A 19,040-nucleotide genomic window follows, 5' to 3' on the forward strand; every position below is an offset into this window, starting at 1 on the left:
AGGTGCCCAAATGGCTTTTGGTTTTTTCCATCGAAATGAAATTCCCCAAAACAAGCAGGTCCAGGACCTGCCTTTAGCGGAAATCCATCCGAACCGCTACCAGCCAAGAAGGACTTTTAGCGATGATTCCATCCAGCAGCTGGCCCAGACCTTGCAAGAAGAAGGGCTCCTGCAGCCGATCATCGTCCGTGAAGACCAGGGCGGCTACGAAATTATTGCCGGCGAGCGCCGTTTCCGGGCGGCCAAGAGCCTGGGCTGGGAAAAGATCCCGGCCATCGTGAACAATCTTGATGACCAGCAGACAGCCTCTTTGGCCTTGATCGAAAACCTGCAAAGGGAAAACCTGAACCCGATCGATGAGGCCCAGGCTTATGAGCAGCTGATGCAGCTCAACGACTTGACCCAGACCCAGCTGGCCCAGGACATCGGCAAGTCCCAGTCCTACGTGGCCAACAAGCTCCGCCTGCTCAAGCTGGCTGAACCTGTCCAAGAGCATTTGGCCAAAGGCGAGCTCAGCGCCCGCCACGGACGGGCCATCTTGGGCTTAAGCGAAGAGGACCAGGTCAAATTGGCTGAAGAAGTCGTCAAGCAAGGGCTCAGCGTGAAAGAGACGGAAGAGCGGGCGGCCAAGCTGGACAATCCTAAACCAGCCGTTAAGAAAAAGGCGGTGGTCCGCTATGGCCGGGACATGCAGCTGCAGATCAACACGATCAAGCAGGCGGTTAAACTGGCCAAGGAGTCCGGCGTGAAAGTCAAGGTTACCGAGGCGAAGAGCCCGGATGAGTACCAGATTACTATCGTGATGAAGAAGCAGAGAAAGAAGAAGGAGGACTAGCATGGGCAGCGTCATCGCAGTCGCCAACCAGAAGGGCGGCGTTGGCAAAACCACGACGACCATCAATTTGGCCGCTTCCATTGCTAAAAGAGGCTATAAGGTATTGATTGTCGACATTGACCCGCAGGGCAATGCCACCTCAGGCTTGGGAATTGAGAAGTCAACCATCGAGTACGACATCTACAATGTCTTGATCGATGAAATTCCGATCGCCTCAGCTATCAAGCCGACCAGCAGCAAGAAGCTGGACATTGTGCCGGCCACGATCAACCTGGCCGGGGCGGAAACCGAGCTGATCAGCATGATGGCCCGGGAAACCCGCTTGAAGGGGGCCATTGAAGACCTGGGCGACAAGTACGACTTCGTCTTTATCGACTGTCCTCCTTCTTTGGGGCAATTGTCCATCAACGCCTTTACGGCCAGCCAGTCGATTTTGATTCCGGTCCAAAGTGAATACTACGCCATGGAAGGGCTGAGCCAGCTGCTCAACACCATCCGCTTAGTCCAGAAGCACTTCAACAAGGACCTGGGCGTGGAAGGGGTCCTGTTGACCATGCTAGATGCCCGGACCAACCTGGGGGCCGACGTGGTCCAGCAGGTCAAGGAATATTTCGGCGACCGGGTCTACAAGACGATCATCCCGCGGATCACCAAGCTGGCCGAAGCGCCAAGCTACGGGGAGGCAATCACGGAATACGCGCCAAGTTCGCGCGGGGCCAAGGTTTATGATGACTTAGCAAAAGAGGTGCTGAAGGCTCATGGCAAGAGACTCAAGAAATAAGAAACAGGAAAAGAAGGGCGGCCTGGGCCGGGGCTTAGGGGCGCTTTTTGAAGAAGGACCCCAGGTAAAGCCGGCTGAAGAAATCGAAGACCTGCCTTTGGCAGAAGTCCGGCCCAACCCTTATCAGCCGCGGAAGAACTTCGACGACAAGAAGCTGGCTGAACTGGCTGAATCCATCAAAGAAAACGGGGTTCTGCAGCCGATCATCGTCCGCCGGTCAGTCGGCGGCTACGAAATCATCGCCGGCGAGCGCCGCTGCCGGGCTTCAGAATTAGCCGGCCAGGCCACCATCCCGGCCATCATCCGCCAATTTGACGAAAGCCAGATGATGGAAGTGGCCATCCTGGAAAACCTGCAGCGGGAAGACCTGACTCCTTTGGAAGAAGCCCAGGCTTACGAAATGCTGCAAAAGAACCTGGGCCTAACCCAGGAAGAGGTTTCCAAGAAGATGGGCAAGTCCCGCCCTTACATCACCAACTACCTCCGCCTGCTCACCCTGCCGCAGAAGACCAAGGGCCTTTTGCAAAGAGGAGAATTGTCCATGGGCCAGGCCAGAACTCTCCTGGGCCTCAAGGACAAGGACCGGATCGATGAATTGGCCAAACGGGTGGTTAAGGAAGGGATGCCGGTCCGCAAGGTCGAGGCGCTGGTCGCCAAGATGAACGAGCGCGGGCAGAAGCAGAAGAAAAAGAATGCCGGCAAGTCGGCCTTTGTGCGGGCTAGCGAAAGCCAGCTGGCCGCCAAGTTTGGCTCGCCGGTAAGCATTACGGAAAACAAGACGGGGAAGGGGCACTTGTCAATTGACTTTGCTTCCCCGGATGAACTGAACCGGATTCTGGATTTGTTAGGTGTGAATCTCGATGACTAAAAATATTACTTTTGACTTGGCGGACACGGTTGAAATGAAGAAGCCCCACGCTTGCCAGACCAACAACTGGGAGGTTCTGCGCCTGGGCGCCGACATCCGCTTGAAATGCATGGGCTGCGGGCACGTGGTCATGATGCCGCGGGCTGATTTCAACAAGAAGGTCAAGAAGCTCCTGGCCAAGAGCAATGATCCCGTCAACTTGAAGAACGATTTTTACGTGGCCAAGGAGGACATCGCCCGGCCAAATTTCGGCTAGGCATTGACTAATCTGGCCAAAAGGCCAAGAATTAAACACGCAAGCAAGAAAAAACAAGAAAGAGGAATTACAAAATATGGCTTTAACTGCTGGTATCGTCGGTTTGCCAAACGTCGGCAAGTCAACTTTGTTTAACGCAATTACCAAGGCGGGCGCGGAAATGGCTAACTACCCATTCGCGACCATTGAACCAAACGTGGGGATGGTTGAAGTGCCGGACAAACGCCTGGCCAGAATCCAGGAACTGATCCCGGCCAAGAAGGTTGTCCACACGACTTTTGAATTCACCGACATTGCTGGTTTGGTCAAGGGGGCTTCCAAGGGTGAAGGCCTGGGCAACAAGTTCTTGGAAAACATTCGCCAAACTGACGCCATCGTGCACGTGGTCCGGGCTTTTGACGATGAAAACATCACTTCCGTCTCCGGCAAGGTTGACCCGGAAGAAGACATCGACACCATCAACCTGGAACTGATCTACGCTGACTTGGACTCAGTTGACCGCCGGATCGGCAAGGTGCAGAAGATGGCCCAGCAAAAGGACAAGGAAGCCATGGCTGAATACAATGTCTTGCAAAAGATCAAGCCAGTTCTGGAAGCCGGCGACCCGGTCCGGTCCATCAAGTTCACTGATGACGAAGCCAAGATCGTCAAGGGCCTCTTCCTCCTGACTTCCAAGCCGGTCATCTACGTGGCCAACATCGCGGAAGAATCCATGGCTGATCCGGAAAGCGACAAGTACTACCAAATCGTCAAGGCCCACGCCGACAAGGAAGGGGCTGGCTGCCTGGGCATCTCCGCGGCGATTGAAGAAGAAATCGCCGGCCTGGATGATGAAGAAAAGGCAGAAATGCTGGCGGCTGAAGGGGTTGAAGAATCCGGTTTGGACCGCTTGATCCGAGCTGCCTACCACCTGCTGGGCCTCAGAACCTTCTTTACGGCCGGGGGCAAGGAAACCCGGGCCTGGACCTTCCACCAGGGCATGAAGGCGCCGCAAGTTGCCGGGGTCATCCACTCCGACTTTGAACGGGGCTTCATCCGGGCCGAAGTCGTTTCCTTCGAAGACCTGGACAAGTACGAAAGCATGCAGAAGATCAAGGAAGCCGGCAGAGTCCGCCTGGAAGGCAAGGAATACGAAGTCCAGGACGGTGACATCATCGAATTCAGATTTAACGTATAAGGCAGGAGACAGAAGTGAGCGAAGAAAAGCAAGTTAAGAACGCTTCTCAAGCCAAGCTGCAAAAGCAGGGGCAGGCAGAAGCCAAGACGGAAAGCCTCAAGCAGGAGAACCCGGAAGAACTCCGGGGGAAATTGTCCAACAAGAACAAGGACTACATTTACCGCTTGAAGAAGGAACTGGTTGCCGGGGGCATGAGCGAAGGCGACGCTGACGCCCAGATCGCCGGCCTTTTGCCGGAAATCTACGCCGCCCAGATCAAGGGGCAGCCAGCCAACGCTTTGTTTGGCGCCGCGCCTAAGCTGAAGGCCAGCCAGATCCTGCACCCGGTCGTTAAGCCGGAAAAGGTGCCGGATAATCTGGTAGCCCTGGACGGGGCCCTCTTCTACACGGCCATGCTGACGGTTCTGTTTGGGATCCTGCAATTGTTCACGGACAACAGCAAGTCCACTTCCTCCGGTTCCGGGATCTTGACCTTGATCGTGATGGGTCTGGCCATGGGCTGGTACTTCACCAAATCCAACACCTGGATGCAGCCTGACCCGAAGACCGGCAAGCCGGCCTGGGGCAAGATGATCTGGGGCCTTCTGGGGTCACTTTTGATCATCATGCTGATCGTCTTTGTCCTCTCAATGCCAGCCTTGTCCGTCATCAACCCGGTTCTGCCAGGCTGGGCTGACATCCTGGTGGCCGCAGCCGCTTACGGGATCCGCTGGCTGGTTCGCCGCCACTACGGGATTGAAGGGACCTCTCTCAGCCCGGACAAGCTGACCATGAAGAAAAAGTAAATCAATAGCGTGCTTTTTAATCCTAATGGGTGTAAAATAAGCTGATAAATATAGAACAAATAGATGCTGAGCATCTATTTGTTTTTGTTTGACGATTTTTTATAAAAAGCGATGAGCAGTAAAAGAGGGAGGTCATTAATGCTTAAGACTTTATTGAAGTCCGTCCGCCAGTACAAAAAAGAGACGCTCTTGTCTCCTTTGTGCGTGGTCGTCGAGGTCTTCATTGAAATGTATATCCCATATATTATGGGGCTCTTGATTGACAACGGGATTAACAAGGGGGACATGGACTACGTGCGCAAGATGGGTCTGTTCACCATCCTGCTGACCCTGGTCTCCTTGGTCCTGGGGGCCAGTGCCAGCTACTTCTCAGCCCACGCGGCAGCCGGCTTTACCGCCAACCTCCGCCAGGACATGTTCTATCACATGCAGGACTTCTCATTTGAAAACATTGACAAGTTCTCCAGTGCCAGTCTGGTGACCCGGCTGACGACCGACACCAACAACATCCAGCAGGCCTACCAGATGAGCATCAGAATGGCCGTCCGGGCCCCGTTTATGATGATCATTTCCCTGGTCATGGCTGTTTCGATCAGCTGGAGACTGACCCTGGTCTTCCTCGTGGCTGTTCCGGTTTTGGCTCTGGCCATGATCTTGATCATCAAGAATGCCCGGCCATACTTCCCGAGAATCTTCCGGGCCTATGACGAACTGAACCGGAAGGTCCGGGAAAACATCCGCGGGGTTCGGGAAGTCAAGACTTACGTCCACGAAGAAGAGCAGATCGAGAACTTTGAAAATTCCACTAGCAAGATCTACAAGCTCTTCAGCCGGGCCATGTTCATCATGGCCTTCAACGGCCCGGTCATGACCCTAATGATCGATGCTGTTATGCTGGCCCTGTCCTGGTTCGGGGCAAAACTGATCGTGGGCCATCAACTGGCTACCGGTCAGCTGGTCTCCATGTTCTCTTACACCATGTCTATCTTGATGTCCTTAATGATCCTGTCCATGATCTTCACCCAGCTGATGATGGCCCAGTCAAGCGGCCGCCGGGTAGCTGACGTCTTGACGGCTAAGCCGACCATCGTCAACCCGGCCAAGTCACCTTTGACCAGCGTGACCAACGGGGAAATCGTTTTTGACCACGTTGACTTCAAGTACGACAAGGAAGATGCCCACTATGCCTTAAAGGATATTGACCTCCAGATCAAGTCCGGGGAAACTTTGGGGATTATCGGGGAAACCGGGTCCTCCAAGTCAACCTTGATTTCCATGATTCCCCGCCTTTACGACGTGACCGGCGGGGCAGTCAGAGTCGGCGGTCACAACGTGCGCTCTTACGACCTTAAGACCCTGCGCGACAACGTGGCGGTCGTTTTGCAAAAGAATGTCCTTTTCTCCGGCACTATCAAGGACAACCTCAAATGGGGCAATGAAAAGGCCAGCGACGAGGAAATCGTCCGGGCAGCCAAGATTGCCCATGCTGACGGCTTTATCCGGGAAATGCCGGACGGCTATGACACCATGGTCGAACAAGGCGGCAACAATGTTTCCGGGGGGCAAAAGCAGCGGATCACGATCGCCAGGGCCCTGTTGAAGAAGCCGAAGATCCTGATCCTGGACGACTCCACCAGTGCCGTCGACACCAAGACTGAACGGGAAATCCGGGAAGCTTTGAAGCGGGACCTGCCGGAAACGACCAAGATCATCATTTCCCAGCGGATCGTCTCCATCAAGGATGCCGACCGGATCGTGGTCATGAATCACGGGAAGATCGAAGATGTCGGAACCCACGATGAATTGATCAAGCACAACGACTTGTACTCATCCATCGCCAAGTTCCAGGAAGAAAACAGCAAGTAGGTGATAATCGATGACTAAAAAACAAGCTCAGCAACCATCACAAATGCAGACCTTGACCCGCCTGCTGAAATACGTCTACCGGGTTAGCCCGGCGGCTTTGATCGTTTCCCTGGTCTCCGTGATCATCAGCGCGGCGGCTTCCGTTGTCGGCTCCTTGTTCATTGAACAGGTTATCGACCGCTACATCACGCCCATGCTTAAGCAAAAGAGCCCGGACTTTGGCCCCTTGGCTCACGCTGTTTTGCTCATGGCCGGCATCTACGCCATCGGTCTGGTCGCCAACTACCTTTTCACCCTGCTGATGATGGTCTTGTCCCAGCAGGTGCAAAAGCAAATCAGAAATGAAATGTTTACCCACATGCAGCGGCTGCCGATCGCCTTTTTTGACCAGAACGAATACGGCGACATCATGTCCCGCTACACTAACGACATTGACACCTTGATGCAGATGATTTCCCAGGCCCTGCCGATGTTCGCTAACTCTGTCTTTTCAGTAGTCTTCGTTTTGGCGGGGATGTTCTACCTCAGCTGGCAATTGACCCTGGTTTCCCTGGTAGTGGTTCTCCTGTCCTTAGGCGTCGTCCGCTACTTGACCGGCAAGTCCAGCTACTACTTTGACCAGCAGCAGAAGACTGTGGGGACGGTCAACGGCTACAACGAAGAAATGCTTAACGGCTTGAAGGTCATCAAGGTCTTCTCCCATGAACCGGAAGCCAAGGCCGACTTTGACCGCTACAATGACCAGCTGCGGATTGCCTCAGGTAAGGCCAACACTTATGCCACCATCTTGTTCCCAATCATGGGCAATATCGGTAACCTGCTCTACGTTTTGATCGCCTTGCTCGGCGGGGCGGCAATCTTAGCCGGCAACATTCCGCTGACCTTGGGGGCCCTGGCTTCCTTCATGCAACTATCCAAGGCCTTCATCATGCCGATCGCCCAGATTTCCCAGCAGCTGAACGCCATCGTTCTGGCTATTGCCGGGGCCCGGCGGATTTTCCAGGTCCTGGATGAAAAAGTTGAAGTCGACGACGGCCAGGTAACTATCGAAGAAAAGCCGGGTGTCAAGAATGCTTGGCAGTGGAAGGTGCCGACCGAAAACGGCTTTAAGTACGTGCCAGTCAAGGGCCATATCGTTTTTGACCACGTCAACTTCGGCTATGTGCCGGGCAAGCAGATCCTGCACGACATCTCCCTTGAAGCCAAGCCGGGGATGAAGGTGGCTCTGGTCGGGGAAACCGGGGCCGGGAAGACTACCATCTCCAGCATGATCAACCGCTTCTACGAAATCAATTCCGGCACGATCACTTACGACGGGATCGACATCAAGGACATCAAGAAGGATGACCTCCGCAAGTCAGTCTCCATCGTCTTGCAGGAAACGCACATGTTTACCGGCAACATCATGGAAAACATCCGCTTCGGCCGGCCTGACGCCTCAGATGACGACGTCTACCAGGCAGCCCGCCTGGCCCGGGCTGACGAGTTCATCCATGACCTGGATGATGGCTATGAAACGGTGATCGACGGGGGCGGCAGCGATCTCTCCCAGGGGCAGCTGCAGCTGCTCTCCATCGCCCGGGCCATGATCGCTGACAAGCCGGTCATGATCCTGGACGAAGCCACCAGTTCTATCGACACCCGGACTGAGCGCCTGGTGCAAGTCGGGATGGACAACCTTTTGGCTGGCCGGACCAGCTTTGTTATCGCCCACCGTCTGTCCACCATCGTCAACTCCGACTTGATCATGGTCCTGGACCACGGCCGGGTTCTGGAAGCCGGCAACCACGACCAGCTTTTGGCCAAGCAGGGCTACTACTACGAGCTCTACACTGGTAAAAAAGAAATACAATAAGGGCGAATCTTATGTTTTGCTAAAATCCAAGTCAGAGCGTACGTCAAAGTACGCTCTTTTTGGTATATTGGTTAAAATAAAGGTTACAATATAGGATAGATAAGTTTGGAATAGAAGAGGTTTTGCAAATGAAAATTCTCGTTGTCGACGATGATCACGAAATCGTGGAACTCTTAAGCATTTATTTGAAGAATGAAGGCTATGAGCCGGTTGCCGCCTACAATGGCAAGGAAGCCCTGACCAAGCTCTCAACCACGCCGGATATCGCCTTGATGATTCTGGACGTGATGATGCCGAACATGTCAGGTATCGATGTGGTCAAGGAAGTTCGCAAGGATTCCGATATTCCGATCATCATCGTCAGCGCCAAGACCGGCGACATGGACAAGATTCAAGGCTTGATCACCGGGGCCGACGACTATGTGTCCAAGCCATTCAACCCTCTGGAAGTCATGGCCCGGGTCCGGTCCCTTTTGCGTCGCAGCCAGAAGCAGGTCAAGGAAGAAGAACCTGACGTTTTGGAAGTCGGTCCCTTGATCATCAACAAGGACTCCCATGAGGTCAAGACGGTCGAAGGCAAGGAAATCCAGCTCACGGCCCTGGAATTCGGCATTCTCTACCTTTTGTCCAGCCACCCAAACCGGGTCTTCTCAGCTGATGAGATCTTCGAGCGGGTTTGGCAGCAAGAGTCCATTGTCAGCGCCAAGACGGTCATGGTTCACGTTTCCCACTTGCGGGACAAGATCCAGAAGGCCACCGACGGTGAAGAAGTCATCAAGACTGTATGGGGTGTAGGTTACAAGGTTGAAGCCTAAGCAAGACAAAGAAAAACAAGTCGTCCAGGGCAAGCGGCCCCGGGTCAAGCTGACCGCGGCTGAGAAGAGCGAGCTTTTTGCCGAAGGCGTGGTGACGGTCATCATCATGCTGCTCTTGAACATGTCCGTCATCATCCTCTACCATTTGGCGGTCCTGCAGGACAAGAGTCTGGTCAACGGCATTTATTTTTTGAAAAAGACCATGACGATCGGACCGGGCTACCATATCTGGTCCTGGGAAAGAATCGGGATCATTTTGATGGGGATCGCTGACGTTATCGTCTTGTACTGGCGCTTAATCCGCCGCTACCACCAGATGCAGCTGCGGCACATCATTTCCGAATTGCACTATATTGCTAACGGCCACTTTGACCACCGGATTTCCTTCAGCGTCAACACCGACATGCAGAAAGTGATCGATTCCATCAACTCCCTGGTCGACTCAACCGTGGGGGCGATCAATGAAGAAAAGGCGATCGAGCAGTCTAAAGACGAACTGATTACCAATGTTTCCCACGACATCCGGACCCCTTTGACCAGCATTATCGGTTATCTGGGCCTGCTTAAGAACGGGGCCGTGACCAGCCAGGAGGACATGCTCAAGTACATCAACATCGCCTATGACAAGGCTGAGCAGATGAAGTCCCTGGCCAACGACCTCTTTGAGTACACGACCTTGAAGTCGACCAAGACCAAGCTGAACGTGACCCCGATCAACATCAAGGGCATGATGGAGCAGGTGGCGGCCGGCTTTGAACTGGAAGCGGAGAAGAAGGGCATTGCCTTTAACGTCAAGGCCCGGCCGGACGACTTGATTGTCAACGCCGACGTGGAAAAGCTGGTCCGGGTCTACAATAATTTGATCTCCAATGCCTTGAAGTACGCGGCTGGAGCCAGCCGGATCAACCTGGTGGCCAACCTGATCAACCACGAGCAGGTTGAGCTGCGGGTGGAGAATAACGGGGAACCGATTCCCAAGGACAAATTGAAGAAGATTTTTGACCGCTTCTACCGGGTGGAAAGCTCGCGCAATACCAAGACCGGGGGCACGGGCTTAGGCCTGTCCATCGTCCAGGGGGTCGTCGAGCTGCACGGGGGGACGATCCGCTGTGAATCAAACAAGGATTGGACCAGTTTCATTATTCTCTTGCCCCGGGATCCTCAGGCGAACAACTTTGCTCTTAGACCTGTGGTATAATTTGAACTGAATCTTAATTGACAGTGAGGAGTAAAAATGAGCATCTCATTAAACACCTGTATTTTAATCTTAAAAGAACACCACCTGCTCAAGTCTAGTGCCGTCCAGGACACTGTCCAGACCAGAATGGAGGCTGTTTCTTATGACTCACGCGATGTCCAGAACAACAGCCTCTTCTTCTGCAAGGGGGCAGGCTTCCGGCCAACCTACCTGACCATGGCCAAGGAAAACGGGGCAATTGCCTACGTGGCTGAGCAGCCATACCCGGAAGGCACGGGGATGCACGCCTTGATCGTCCGCAACGTATCCAAGGCGATGGCTCTTTTGTCAGCTGCCTTCTACCGCTTTCCGCAAGACGACCTCTTCCTGGTTGGCTTTACCGGGACCAAGGGCAAGACCACTTCCGCCTACTTCTTAAAGGGGATGCTGGACCAGCTCAACGGCGGCCGGACTGCTCTTTTGTCCTCAGTCAACAACATCCTCGGGCCGGCTCCGGAAGACACCTTCAAGTCCAGCCTGACCACGCCGGAATCACTGGACTTGTTCAGAGACATGCGGCGGGCAGTTGACAACGGCATGACCCACATGGTTATGGAAGTGTCATCCCAAGCCTACAAGAAGAGCCGGGTCTTTGGCCTGACCTACGACCTGGGCTTCTTCCTGAATATCAGCCCGGACCACATCGGGGTCAACGAGCACCCGAACTTTGAGGACTACCTCCACTGCAAGCTGCAGCTTTTGGTCAACTCCCGCAAGTGCATCATCAACGCGGAAACCGACCGTTTCGCTGATGTTTACGCGGCAGCGACGACCACGACCAATCCGGACAGCATCTACCTGTTTGCCCGGGACGGCTTTGAAAACCCAGATCTGAAGAAGCCGATCGACTTCCGCTACAAATCCGTGGAAACTGACCTGGCTGAAACCAAGTTCATCTTGACTACGGCTTCAAGCAAGGCTCACAAGCTGCCAATCTCTGGTGAATACACTTTGCAGATGATCGGCGACTTCAACGAAACCAACGCTACTGGCGCCATCATCGGGGCTGGCCTGGCCGGGATGAGCTATGAAGACTGCGTCAAGGGGATCCGGCACGTGACCATCCCAGGCCGGATGGAAACTGTCACAACCCAAAAGCACGGTTTGATTGTGGTGGACTATGCCCACAACAAGGCCTCCATGATGGCTTTGATGCGGTTCATGCGCCGTGAATTCACCAACCCCCGGGTTATCGTCGTGGTCGGCGCGCCTGGGGACAAGGGGATTTCCCGCCGGCCTGGCTTCAGCGAAAGCTTGACGGCAGAAGCTAACAAGGCCTACCTGACCACGGACGACCCTGGCTTTGAAAATGCCCAGGACATCTGCGAGGAAATCGATGCCGGGATCGACCACTCCAAGTGTGAAACGGTTATCGAACTGGACCGGGAGAAGGCTATCAAGGAAGCCATTTCTGAAGCTGGCCCGGACGACGTGGTCCTGCTCTGCGGCAAGGGGGCTGACGCCTTCCAGAAGATCCGCGGGGTAGACACCCCATATGCCGGCGACATTGTTATCGCCCGGCAGGTGATCCAGGAATTAGAAAAGTAAGGATTGATATTTAGTGAAGCATTTCTTTAGCATTATTGGCGGGATGGGGACCATCGCGACCGAAAGCTATGTCCGCTTGATCAACCACCGGGTCAAGATCAGCAAGGACCAGGACTACTTGAACTACATCCTGGTCAATGATGCCCAGGTGCCAGACCGGACGGCCTACATCAAGGACCACAGCCAGCCGAATTTTTTCAATGCGCTTAAAGAAGATGTTTTAGGCCAGGCCAAGCTGGGGCCGGATTTCATGGTCATGCCCTGCAACACGGCCCACTACTTTTATGACGACCTGGCGGCTTTGACCGACATTCCCTTCTTGCACATGATGCGGATTGCCGTTCACCAATATGTCGACCAGTTTCCAAACAGTCCCAAGATCGGCTTGATCGCGACTGAAGGGTCAATTTACGACCACCTATATGAAGACGAGATCCACCGGGTGGGCCGGGAAGTCGAATTCGGCGGCCCCGAGATCCAGCCGATGGTGACGGAGTTGATCTACCGGGACATCAAGGAGAAGGGGATCGTCGACAAGGAGCTCTACCATGAGATCCTCCGCAAGATGCACGACGAATATGGCTGCGACGTGATCCTGCTGGGCTGCACGGAACTTTCCTTAGCCCAGGAGCAGGCGCCGGACCACCCCTACCAGGTTATCGACCCCCAGTCGATCATCGCTGACGTGTCGATCGAACTGGCTCTAGCGATCAGAAACGGGCAAGACCCCCGCCAGGCCTGCCAGAAATATCTATATGACTAAATAAAAGACCAGGGTTTCCTGGTCTTTTTTGCTTGCCTGGCTAATTTTAAGTATGTTTCAGTCAAAAACAGTCAATTTTTTAGTAAAGTTGCTCATTTTTGACGGAAAATGATTGCTTTTGATTGGGAAAGCCTTTACAATAGATAATGAGGTGAGATGAAGATGCTGACGGAAGAGCGGCAACAAATGATTGCCCATTATGTAGACGAACATCAGATTTGCCGCGTAACGGAACTTTGCCGCTTGACCTCGACATCCGAGTCGACGATCAGACGCGATCTGAGTGAAATGGAAGACCGGGGCCTGCTTAAGCGGGTCCACGGCGGAGCGCAGAGCCTGCAGACTTTTGGCCAGGATGTGGCCCAGCAGATCCGCTTCAATCTGAACAAGGATGACAAGCAGGCCATTGCCCGCCTGGCTGCCAGGAAGGTGCACCCGCACGACTATCTCTTTTTAGACGCGGGGACGACCGTTTATGAAATGGTTCCCTTTTTAAAAGAGATCAGCGGTCTGCACGTGGTGACCAACGGGCTGGAAACGGCCCTGGCCCTGACTGACGCGGGAATTGACTGCTGCCTTTTAGGCGGCCACGTCAAGCGCCAGACCCACGCGGCCATTGGCGCGACCACTGTCTCCCGCCTGCAGGAGCTGAACTTCAACGCGGCTTTCATCGGGGCCAATGCTTTGAGCCCGGCCGGCTTTTTAACCACGCCGGACACTGAGGAAGCTGCCGTGAAAAGGACGGCTATCCAGCAAAGCCAGCAGGCTTTCGTTTTAATCGACCGCAGCAAATTTAACGCGGTAACTTTTGCCGAATTCGCCAAGACCGACCAGGTGACCATCATCAGCCGCCTGGAGGCTGGCGACCGGGAGAAATTGCCAGTAAATATTCAACTTGAGGAGGCTGAATAATGATTTACACCGTGACTGTCAACCCAGCTTTGGACTACGTTCTGCAACTGCCAGAAGTCAAGGCCGGGGAGACCAACCGGTCAAGCGACACCCAGTTCTTAGCTGGGGGCAAGGGGATCAACGTTTCCCAGATTCTTAACCAATTAGGCGTGGACAACACTGCCTGGGGCTTTGTCGGCGGCTTTACCGGCGAAGAATTGATCCGCCAATTGAACGTCAAGAAGATCAACAGCGACTTCGTAAGAATCAGCGACGACACCCGGGTGAACGTTAAGATTCACGCCCAGGTGGAAACTGAAATCAACGCGGCTGGCCCGGACATTACCGACCAGGAAGTCGCAGCCTTCAAGTCCCGCCTGGACGACCTGGAAGCAGGCGACGTCGTTGTTTTGAGTGGTAGCCTGGCTCCAAGCCTGCCAACTGACTTCTACGAAAGCCTTTTGCCTTTGATTCGGGAAAAGGGCGCGGAATTCGTCGTTGACACGACTGGCGAAGCTCTGCTGCGGACTTTGAAGTTCAATCCATTGGTTATCAAGCCAAACCACCACGAACTGGCTGACCTCTTTGACACCAGCTTCTCATCAACTGCCGACATGCTGGAAGCAGCCAAGAAGCTGCAGAAGATGGGTGCCCAAAACGTCATGATCTCCATGGCTGGCGAAGGTGCTTACCTGGTAACTGCTGACCACGTCTACCACGCTAACGCGGCTAAGGGTACGGCAGTTAACTCAGTTGGCGCCGGAGACTCCATGATTGCCGGTTTTGTCGGCACCTGGTTTGAAAAGCACGACGCTGCTGAAGGCCTCCGGGTCGGCAGTGCCTGCGGCGGGGCAACAGCTTTCACCGAAGACATCGCGGTCAAGAGCCAAATCGACGCCGTATTGCCGCAAATCAAGATCGACGTCGTTGAATAAAGGAAATAAGCAGTAACAGAGTATTTTTAGTAACTGAGGAAAACAAGATGCGGATTAAAGATATTTTGAGCCCAGAGTCTATGATTATGGACTTAAAGGCCACCACCAAGGATGAAGCCATCAATGAAATGGCCGACTTGGAAGTAGCTACGGGCATCGTCAACAACAAGGAAAAGTTCGTTGAATCCATCTGGGCCCGGGAAAAGGAATCCACTACCGGGATCGGTGGCGGGATTGCCATGCCTCACGCCAGAAACGAATACATTAACAAGGCCCGGGTGCTTTTTGCCAAGAGTGAAAAGGGCGTGGACTTCGACTCATTAGACCAGCAGCCAGTCCACCTCTTCTTCATGATCACTGCTCCAGCCGGTGCGGACAACACCCACTTGCAAGCCCTGGCTAAGCTGAGCAGCCTTTTGATCAACCCTGACCTGGTTGAAAAGCTGAAGGCAGCTAAGACAGCTGACGAAGTTATCGACCTCTTCAGCCAGGCAGAAGCTGACAAGGATAAGGAAGACGCTGAACGCGAAGCCAAGCTGGCCGCTAAGAAGGAAGCGGAAGCTAAGGCAGCTAGTGATGAAAAGCCATTGATCGTCGGCGTTACTGCCTGCATCAACGGGATCGCCCACACTTACATGGCTGAAGAAGCCTTGATCAAGGCCGGTGAAAAGCGCGGCGTTGAAGTCCGGATTGAAACCAACGGTTCAGAAGGCGTTAAGCACGAACTGACTGCTGACGAAATCAAGCGGGCTAAGGGTGTCATCATCGCTTCCGACAAGCAGGTCAAGATGGCCCGCTTTGACGGCAAGGAACTGGTTAAGCACCCAGTTGTTGACGGGATCAACAAGCCAGACCAACTGGTTGACGACATCCTGTCCGGCAAGGGTAGCGTTTACCATGCCGAAGCTGGTGAAGCCAGCGAAAGTTCAGCTGCAAGCGACGGCAGCGTATGGTCAACTATCTACCGGCACCTGATGAGCGGTATTTCTCACATGCTTCCGTTCGTTATCGGTGGTGGTATCTTGATGGCCATCTCCTTCCTGGTTGAACAATACATGGGTGGTGCCAAGAGCCCGGCCTTCATCTTCTTGAACAGTGCTGGTAACCTGGCCTTCGCCTTCATGGTTCCGGTTCTGGCCGGCTACATCGCTGAATCAATCGGTGATCTGCCAGCCTTGATGCCAGGTTTCGTCGGTGGTTTCATGGCCTCAATCGCCAACTCTTCATTGGGTGGCTCTTACGCCGTTAACGCCAACGCCAAGGCTACTTCACCAGCCGGCTTTTTGGGCGGGATTGCCATCGGTTTCATCGCCGGTTACCTGATCCTGGGCCTCAAGAAGCTCTTCGCTAAGCTGCCGAAGAACGTTGAAGGTATGAAGCCAATGCTGCTCTACCCAATCTTTGGTCTGCTTCTGGTTGCCTTGATCATGTACTACATCATCAACCCGGTCTTCGGTGCCTTGAACGCGGTTATTACCAACTTCCTGAACGGCATGGGTACTGGCAACCTGGTTCTTTTGACCACGATCCTGGCCGGCATGATGAGTATCGACATGGGTGGTCCTTTCAACAAGGCTGCTTACGTCTTCGCTTCAGGTGCCTTTGCCAACGACCCGACTTCCAAGACTTCAGCTATCTTGATGGCTTCTGTTATGGTTGGTGGTATGGTAGCACCATTCGCGACTGCGATCGCGACTACTTTCTTCAAGAACAAGTTTACTGAAGATGAACGCCGGGCCGGTGTTTCCAACTGGATCCTGGGCTTCTCCTTCATCACTGAAGGGGCTATCCCATTCGCCAGTGCTGACCCGCTGCACGTTATCGTTTCATCAATCGTCGGCAGTGCTGTCGGCGGGGCCTTGGTAGGTCTGTGGCACGTCGGCGTGCCAGCACCTCACGGTGGTTTCTGGGTTATCGCTTTGTCCAGCAACTGGCTGGGCTACCTGGGCGCCGTAGCTGTCGGCTCAATCGTAGCTGCTTTGATGTTGGGCTTCTGGAAGAAAGTAATTGACCAAAAGAACTAATTTTCTCAAATAAAAGAACTCGGATTTTTTCCGAGTTCTTTTTTCTTTTAGGTAAAAATTGCTTCTTTCGTGTAATAGTCAGTAGAGAGACTAAGCAAAGGAGCGATCTTATGGAACGAATGTGGACAAATTGGTACCTGGCCAGTGAAGAAGTTGAAAATGACGCTGTCGTGCAATCGGCCCAGGCAGCTGAGCAGCTAATCAATCCGGACTATGACCACACCCGGCAGCTTTCTGATCAGAATTTGGCTGGGGTGCGCGAGCTGAACGACTTGCTGGTCAGCTATAACCAGCTGGGGGTGGCCCAGGCAGCGACTTTGACGCAGGAGCAGTTGGTGAATACGGAAAATCTATTAGCGGGCGCGGCGGGTGAGTGGCTAGTCGATCAGGCGGTCAAGTCCGTCGCGGCGGTAGTTTTTCATAATGTGATTCTGCCCTGCAAATATGATAGAAATCGGCCAGTTGGCGATAACCAAATTGATAATTTGGTGATTACCAGTACCGGCATTTATTGTATTGAAGTCAAGGTGCGCAAAATAGCGGGGAAGCTTTTCGACTTTAACCGGCTGGGCCGGGGCATTTATGATCAGATTAGCTACCACAAGGAGGCGCTGACGCAAGCCCTGCAGCCAATGGGGATCAGTCCCAATTTTATTAAGACGATTGTGGTGGTGATCAACCGGCTGGGGAATGATGACTTCAAGCTGAAGAACCAGGAGGATCTGCAGCGGGCTGGTTCGCAGGTGGTTAAGCTGTCGGTCTTAAACCTATTTTTGAGCAATGACGGGTTCGCCTTGCTGAATCAGCAGCAGATCCAGGCAATTGAGCAGGCGATTCAAAGCCAGCGCCTGCCTGATCGGCGGACCTATCCAGCCAATGTCCGTTTTAAGTTGACGCAGGCGCATCTGGATAAAGCTAGACAGATCAGCCAGGCGGTCAGACTTGGAATTCCGCTTGCGCAGAACGTGACGTATCATGGGCGGTTAAATGATTATCCGCTCACAGGCTTGACCGGAAGGCAGCAGAATATGTTGTGGCTGATCGTGGGCCGGCTTTATGGTTTCGGGTGCGGCACGCTCCAGCTGACCCGAAGTGAGTTGCGGACTGGGGCTGGTTATGGCGGGCGTGATTTTTTGCGGCTGGATCAGCAGTTAAGCGAATTGGCTGAGTTCATGCAACAGAGCAAGCTTTTTCAAAAGGCTAAGTATGAAGATAAGAAATTGACAGTTAGCGTTAGCAAGAAGTACTCGTTCCTGTTTAACGGCTGCACGAAGGACTTCACCTGCTGGAATTATCAATTGCTGCGCCGAATCAGCCTGAACAACGCCAAGACTTTGTTCCGCAAGCTACTGCAAGTTTCAGCAGCTGGCTGCTACCAGGTGTCCTTTGAGCAGCTGCGGGAGATTCTGGCAGTGCCGGATAGCTATTCGAATTATGAGGTAATGAGGAATAAGATTAAGCCTGCTGTACTTCAACTGGTACCATTTTTTGGCAATTTGAGCTACGAAGTGGTCAAGAGCGGCAAAGCGAATAAAATTGTTGGGATAACTTTCACTTTTGATAAGTTTTCGCCGGAGGAACTGTTGGCCTTAAGAGAATGGCACAAATATTCAACTAATATTTCTGCTAATTCGCATTTATCTCTAACCGAGCAATTGAAAGCTGAAAAAATTTTAGAAAAGAATTTTGGAGATTGTTTGAAGTAGGTGTTCTATTTTTTTAGGTTCATGTGGTTCAGTAAAAACTGGGGTTAAAATTATTGAAAAAGGTCGTGGCTCAGTAAAAATCGGGGTCAAAATTTTTGAAAAAGGCCGTGGTTCAGTAAAAATCGGGGCTAAAATTATTGAAAAAAGCCGTGGCTCAGTAAAAATCGGGGTTGAAATTATTGAAAAAGGCCGTGGCTCAGTAAAAATCGGGGCTCGAAGCGATGAACTGTCCCAGTTTTTACCGCAGCCACATCCAAATCCCGCAAACTCATCCCCGTTTTTACCGCAGCCACGTCCAAATCCTGTAAACTCATCCCCGTTTTTACCGCAGCCAGGGCCAAATCCCGCAAACTCATCTCCGTTTTTACCGTAGCCACGTCCAAATCCTGTAAATTCATCCCCGTTTTTACCGTAGCCAGGTCCAAATTTCGCAAACTCATCCCCGTTTTTACCGTAGCCACATCCAAATCCCGTAAAACTGTCCCCGTTTTTACCGCAGCCACATCCAAATCCCGCAAAACCATCCCCGCTTTTACCGCAGCCACATCCAAATCCCGCAAAACTATCCCCGCTTTTACCGCAGCCACGTCCAAATTTCGCAAAAACATCCCCGTTTTTACCGCAGCCACGTCCAAATATCGCAAGACCGTCCCCGTTTTTGCCACAGCCAAAACCAAACCCAACAAAAGTACACCAGA

The 19,040-nt window shown here is 53.2% G+C and carries 17 protein-coding genes; 16 read left to right on the forward strand and 1 reads right to left on the reverse strand.

All coding sequences use genetic code 11. From position 1 onward, the window contains the following. Positions 1 to 10 precede the first annotated feature (10 nt). The 16 genes from noc to Q0J41_RS01000 all read left to right on the forward strand — a co-directional run bounded on the left by noc (position 11) and on the right by Q0J41_RS01000 (position 18,342). Positions 11 to 835, forward strand: a complete 825-nt coding sequence (gene noc / locus Q0J41_RS00925; protein ID WP_296224940.1) for a nucleoid occlusion protein — start codon at positions 11 to 13, stop codon at positions 833 to 835. A 1-nt stretch (position 836) separates the two neighbouring features. Next, complete coding sequence (locus Q0J41_RS00930) at positions 837 to 1,616, forward strand: AAA family ATPase (RefSeq protein WP_003621113.1); 780 nt, start codon at positions 837 to 839, stop codon at positions 1,614 to 1,616. Next, positions 1,594 to 2,484 (forward strand): ParB/RepB/Spo0J family partition protein, encoded by an 891-nt coding sequence (locus tag Q0J41_RS00935; protein ID WP_296224963.1) that lies wholly within the window; start codon positions 1,594 to 1,596, stop codon positions 2,482 to 2,484. The genes Q0J41_RS00930 and Q0J41_RS00935 overlap by 23 nt, the downstream gene beginning before the upstream one ends. Beyond that, positions 2,477 to 2,740: a DUF951 domain-containing protein gene (locus Q0J41_RS00940; RefSeq protein WP_050952965.1), complete on the forward strand. Its 264-nt coding sequence runs from the start codon at positions 2,477 to 2,479 to the stop codon at positions 2,738 to 2,740. The genes Q0J41_RS00935 and Q0J41_RS00940 overlap by 8 nt, the downstream gene beginning before the upstream one ends. Before the next feature lie 76 nt (positions 2,741 to 2,816). Next, positions 2,817 to 3,917: a redox-regulated ATPase YchF gene (gene ychF, locus Q0J41_RS00945; protein WP_002879521.1), complete on the forward strand. Its 1,101-nt coding sequence runs from the start codon at positions 2,817 to 2,819 to the stop codon at positions 3,915 to 3,917. Positions 3,918 to 3,931: 14 nt separating this feature from the next. Then, positions 3,932 to 4,702, forward strand: coding sequence for a DUF1129 domain-containing protein (locus Q0J41_RS00950; RefSeq protein WP_296224986.1), 771 nt, complete (start codon positions 3,932 to 3,934; stop codon positions 4,700 to 4,702). 138 nt (positions 4,703 to 4,840) lie between these two features. Next, complete coding sequence (locus Q0J41_RS00955) at positions 4,841 to 6,568, forward strand: ABC transporter ATP-binding protein (RefSeq protein WP_296224988.1); 1,728 nt, start codon at positions 4,841 to 4,843, stop codon at positions 6,566 to 6,568. Positions 6,569 to 6,578: 10 nt separating this feature from the next. After that, on the forward strand, positions 6,579 to 8,423 hold the full coding sequence (locus Q0J41_RS00960) for an ABC transporter ATP-binding protein (RefSeq protein WP_296224990.1): 1,845 nt from the start codon (positions 6,579 to 6,581) through the stop codon (positions 8,421 to 8,423). A 128-nt stretch (positions 8,424 to 8,551) separates the two neighbouring features. After that, positions 8,552 to 9,238: a response regulator transcription factor gene (locus Q0J41_RS00965; protein ID WP_296224992.1), complete on the forward strand. Its 687-nt coding sequence runs from the start codon at positions 8,552 to 8,554 to the stop codon at positions 9,236 to 9,238. After that, entirely contained in the window at positions 9,228 to 10,436 is a 1,209-nt protein-coding gene (locus Q0J41_RS00970) for a HAMP domain-containing sensor histidine kinase (protein WP_296224994.1), read from the forward strand. The genes Q0J41_RS00965 and Q0J41_RS00970 overlap by 11 nt, the downstream gene beginning before the upstream one ends. Positions 10,437 to 10,472: 36 nt before the next feature. After that, positions 10,473 to 12,023: a UDP-N-acetylmuramoyl-L-alanyl-D-glutamate--2,6-diaminopimelate ligase gene (locus tag Q0J41_RS00975; protein ID WP_296224996.1), complete on the forward strand. Its 1,551-nt coding sequence runs from the start codon at positions 10,473 to 10,475 to the stop codon at positions 12,021 to 12,023. A gap of 13 nt (positions 12,024 to 12,036) precedes the next feature. After that, complete coding sequence (locus Q0J41_RS00980; protein WP_003613284.1) at positions 12,037 to 12,786, forward strand: amino acid racemase; 750 nt, start codon at positions 12,037 to 12,039, stop codon at positions 12,784 to 12,786. Between the two features lie 162 nt (positions 12,787 to 12,948). Next, positions 12,949 to 13,698 carry a DeoR/GlpR family DNA-binding transcription regulator gene (locus tag Q0J41_RS00985; RefSeq protein ID WP_270448800.1) on the forward strand — a complete coding sequence of 250 codons (750 nt, stop codon included), beginning with the start codon at positions 12,949 to 12,951 and terminating at the stop codon, positions 13,696 to 13,698. Then, positions 13,698 to 14,612 carry a 1-phosphofructokinase gene (gene pfkB, locus Q0J41_RS00990; protein ID WP_296225002.1) on the forward strand — a complete coding sequence of 305 codons (915 nt, stop codon included), beginning with the start codon at positions 13,698 to 13,700 and terminating at the stop codon, positions 14,610 to 14,612. Before Q0J41_RS00985 ends, pfkB begins: the two co-directional genes overlap by 1 nt. A gap of 47 nt (positions 14,613 to 14,659) precedes the next feature. After that, positions 14,660 to 16,636, forward strand: a complete 1,977-nt coding sequence (locus Q0J41_RS00995) for a fructose-specific PTS transporter subunit EIIC (RefSeq protein WP_296225003.1) — start codon at positions 14,660 to 14,662, stop codon at positions 16,634 to 16,636. 110 nt (positions 16,637 to 16,746) lie between these two features. Continuing rightward, positions 16,747 to 18,342 (forward strand): NERD domain-containing protein, encoded by a 1,596-nt coding sequence (locus tag Q0J41_RS01000; RefSeq protein ID WP_296225005.1) that lies wholly within the window; start codon positions 16,747 to 16,749, stop codon positions 18,340 to 18,342. Here the strand turns inward: Q0J41_RS01000 and Q0J41_RS01005 are convergent. Further along, positions 18,310 to 19,040: hypothetical protein (locus Q0J41_RS01005; RefSeq protein WP_296225007.1), on the reverse strand; the 731-nt coding region annotated here is incomplete at its 5' end. The two genes, Q0J41_RS01000 and Q0J41_RS01005, sit on opposite strands and share 33 nt — an antisense overlap.

It is taken from the genome of uncultured Lactobacillus sp., assembly GCF_944327175.1.
Taxonomy (GTDB): domain Bacteria; phylum Bacillota; class Bacilli; order Lactobacillales; family Lactobacillaceae; genus Lactobacillus.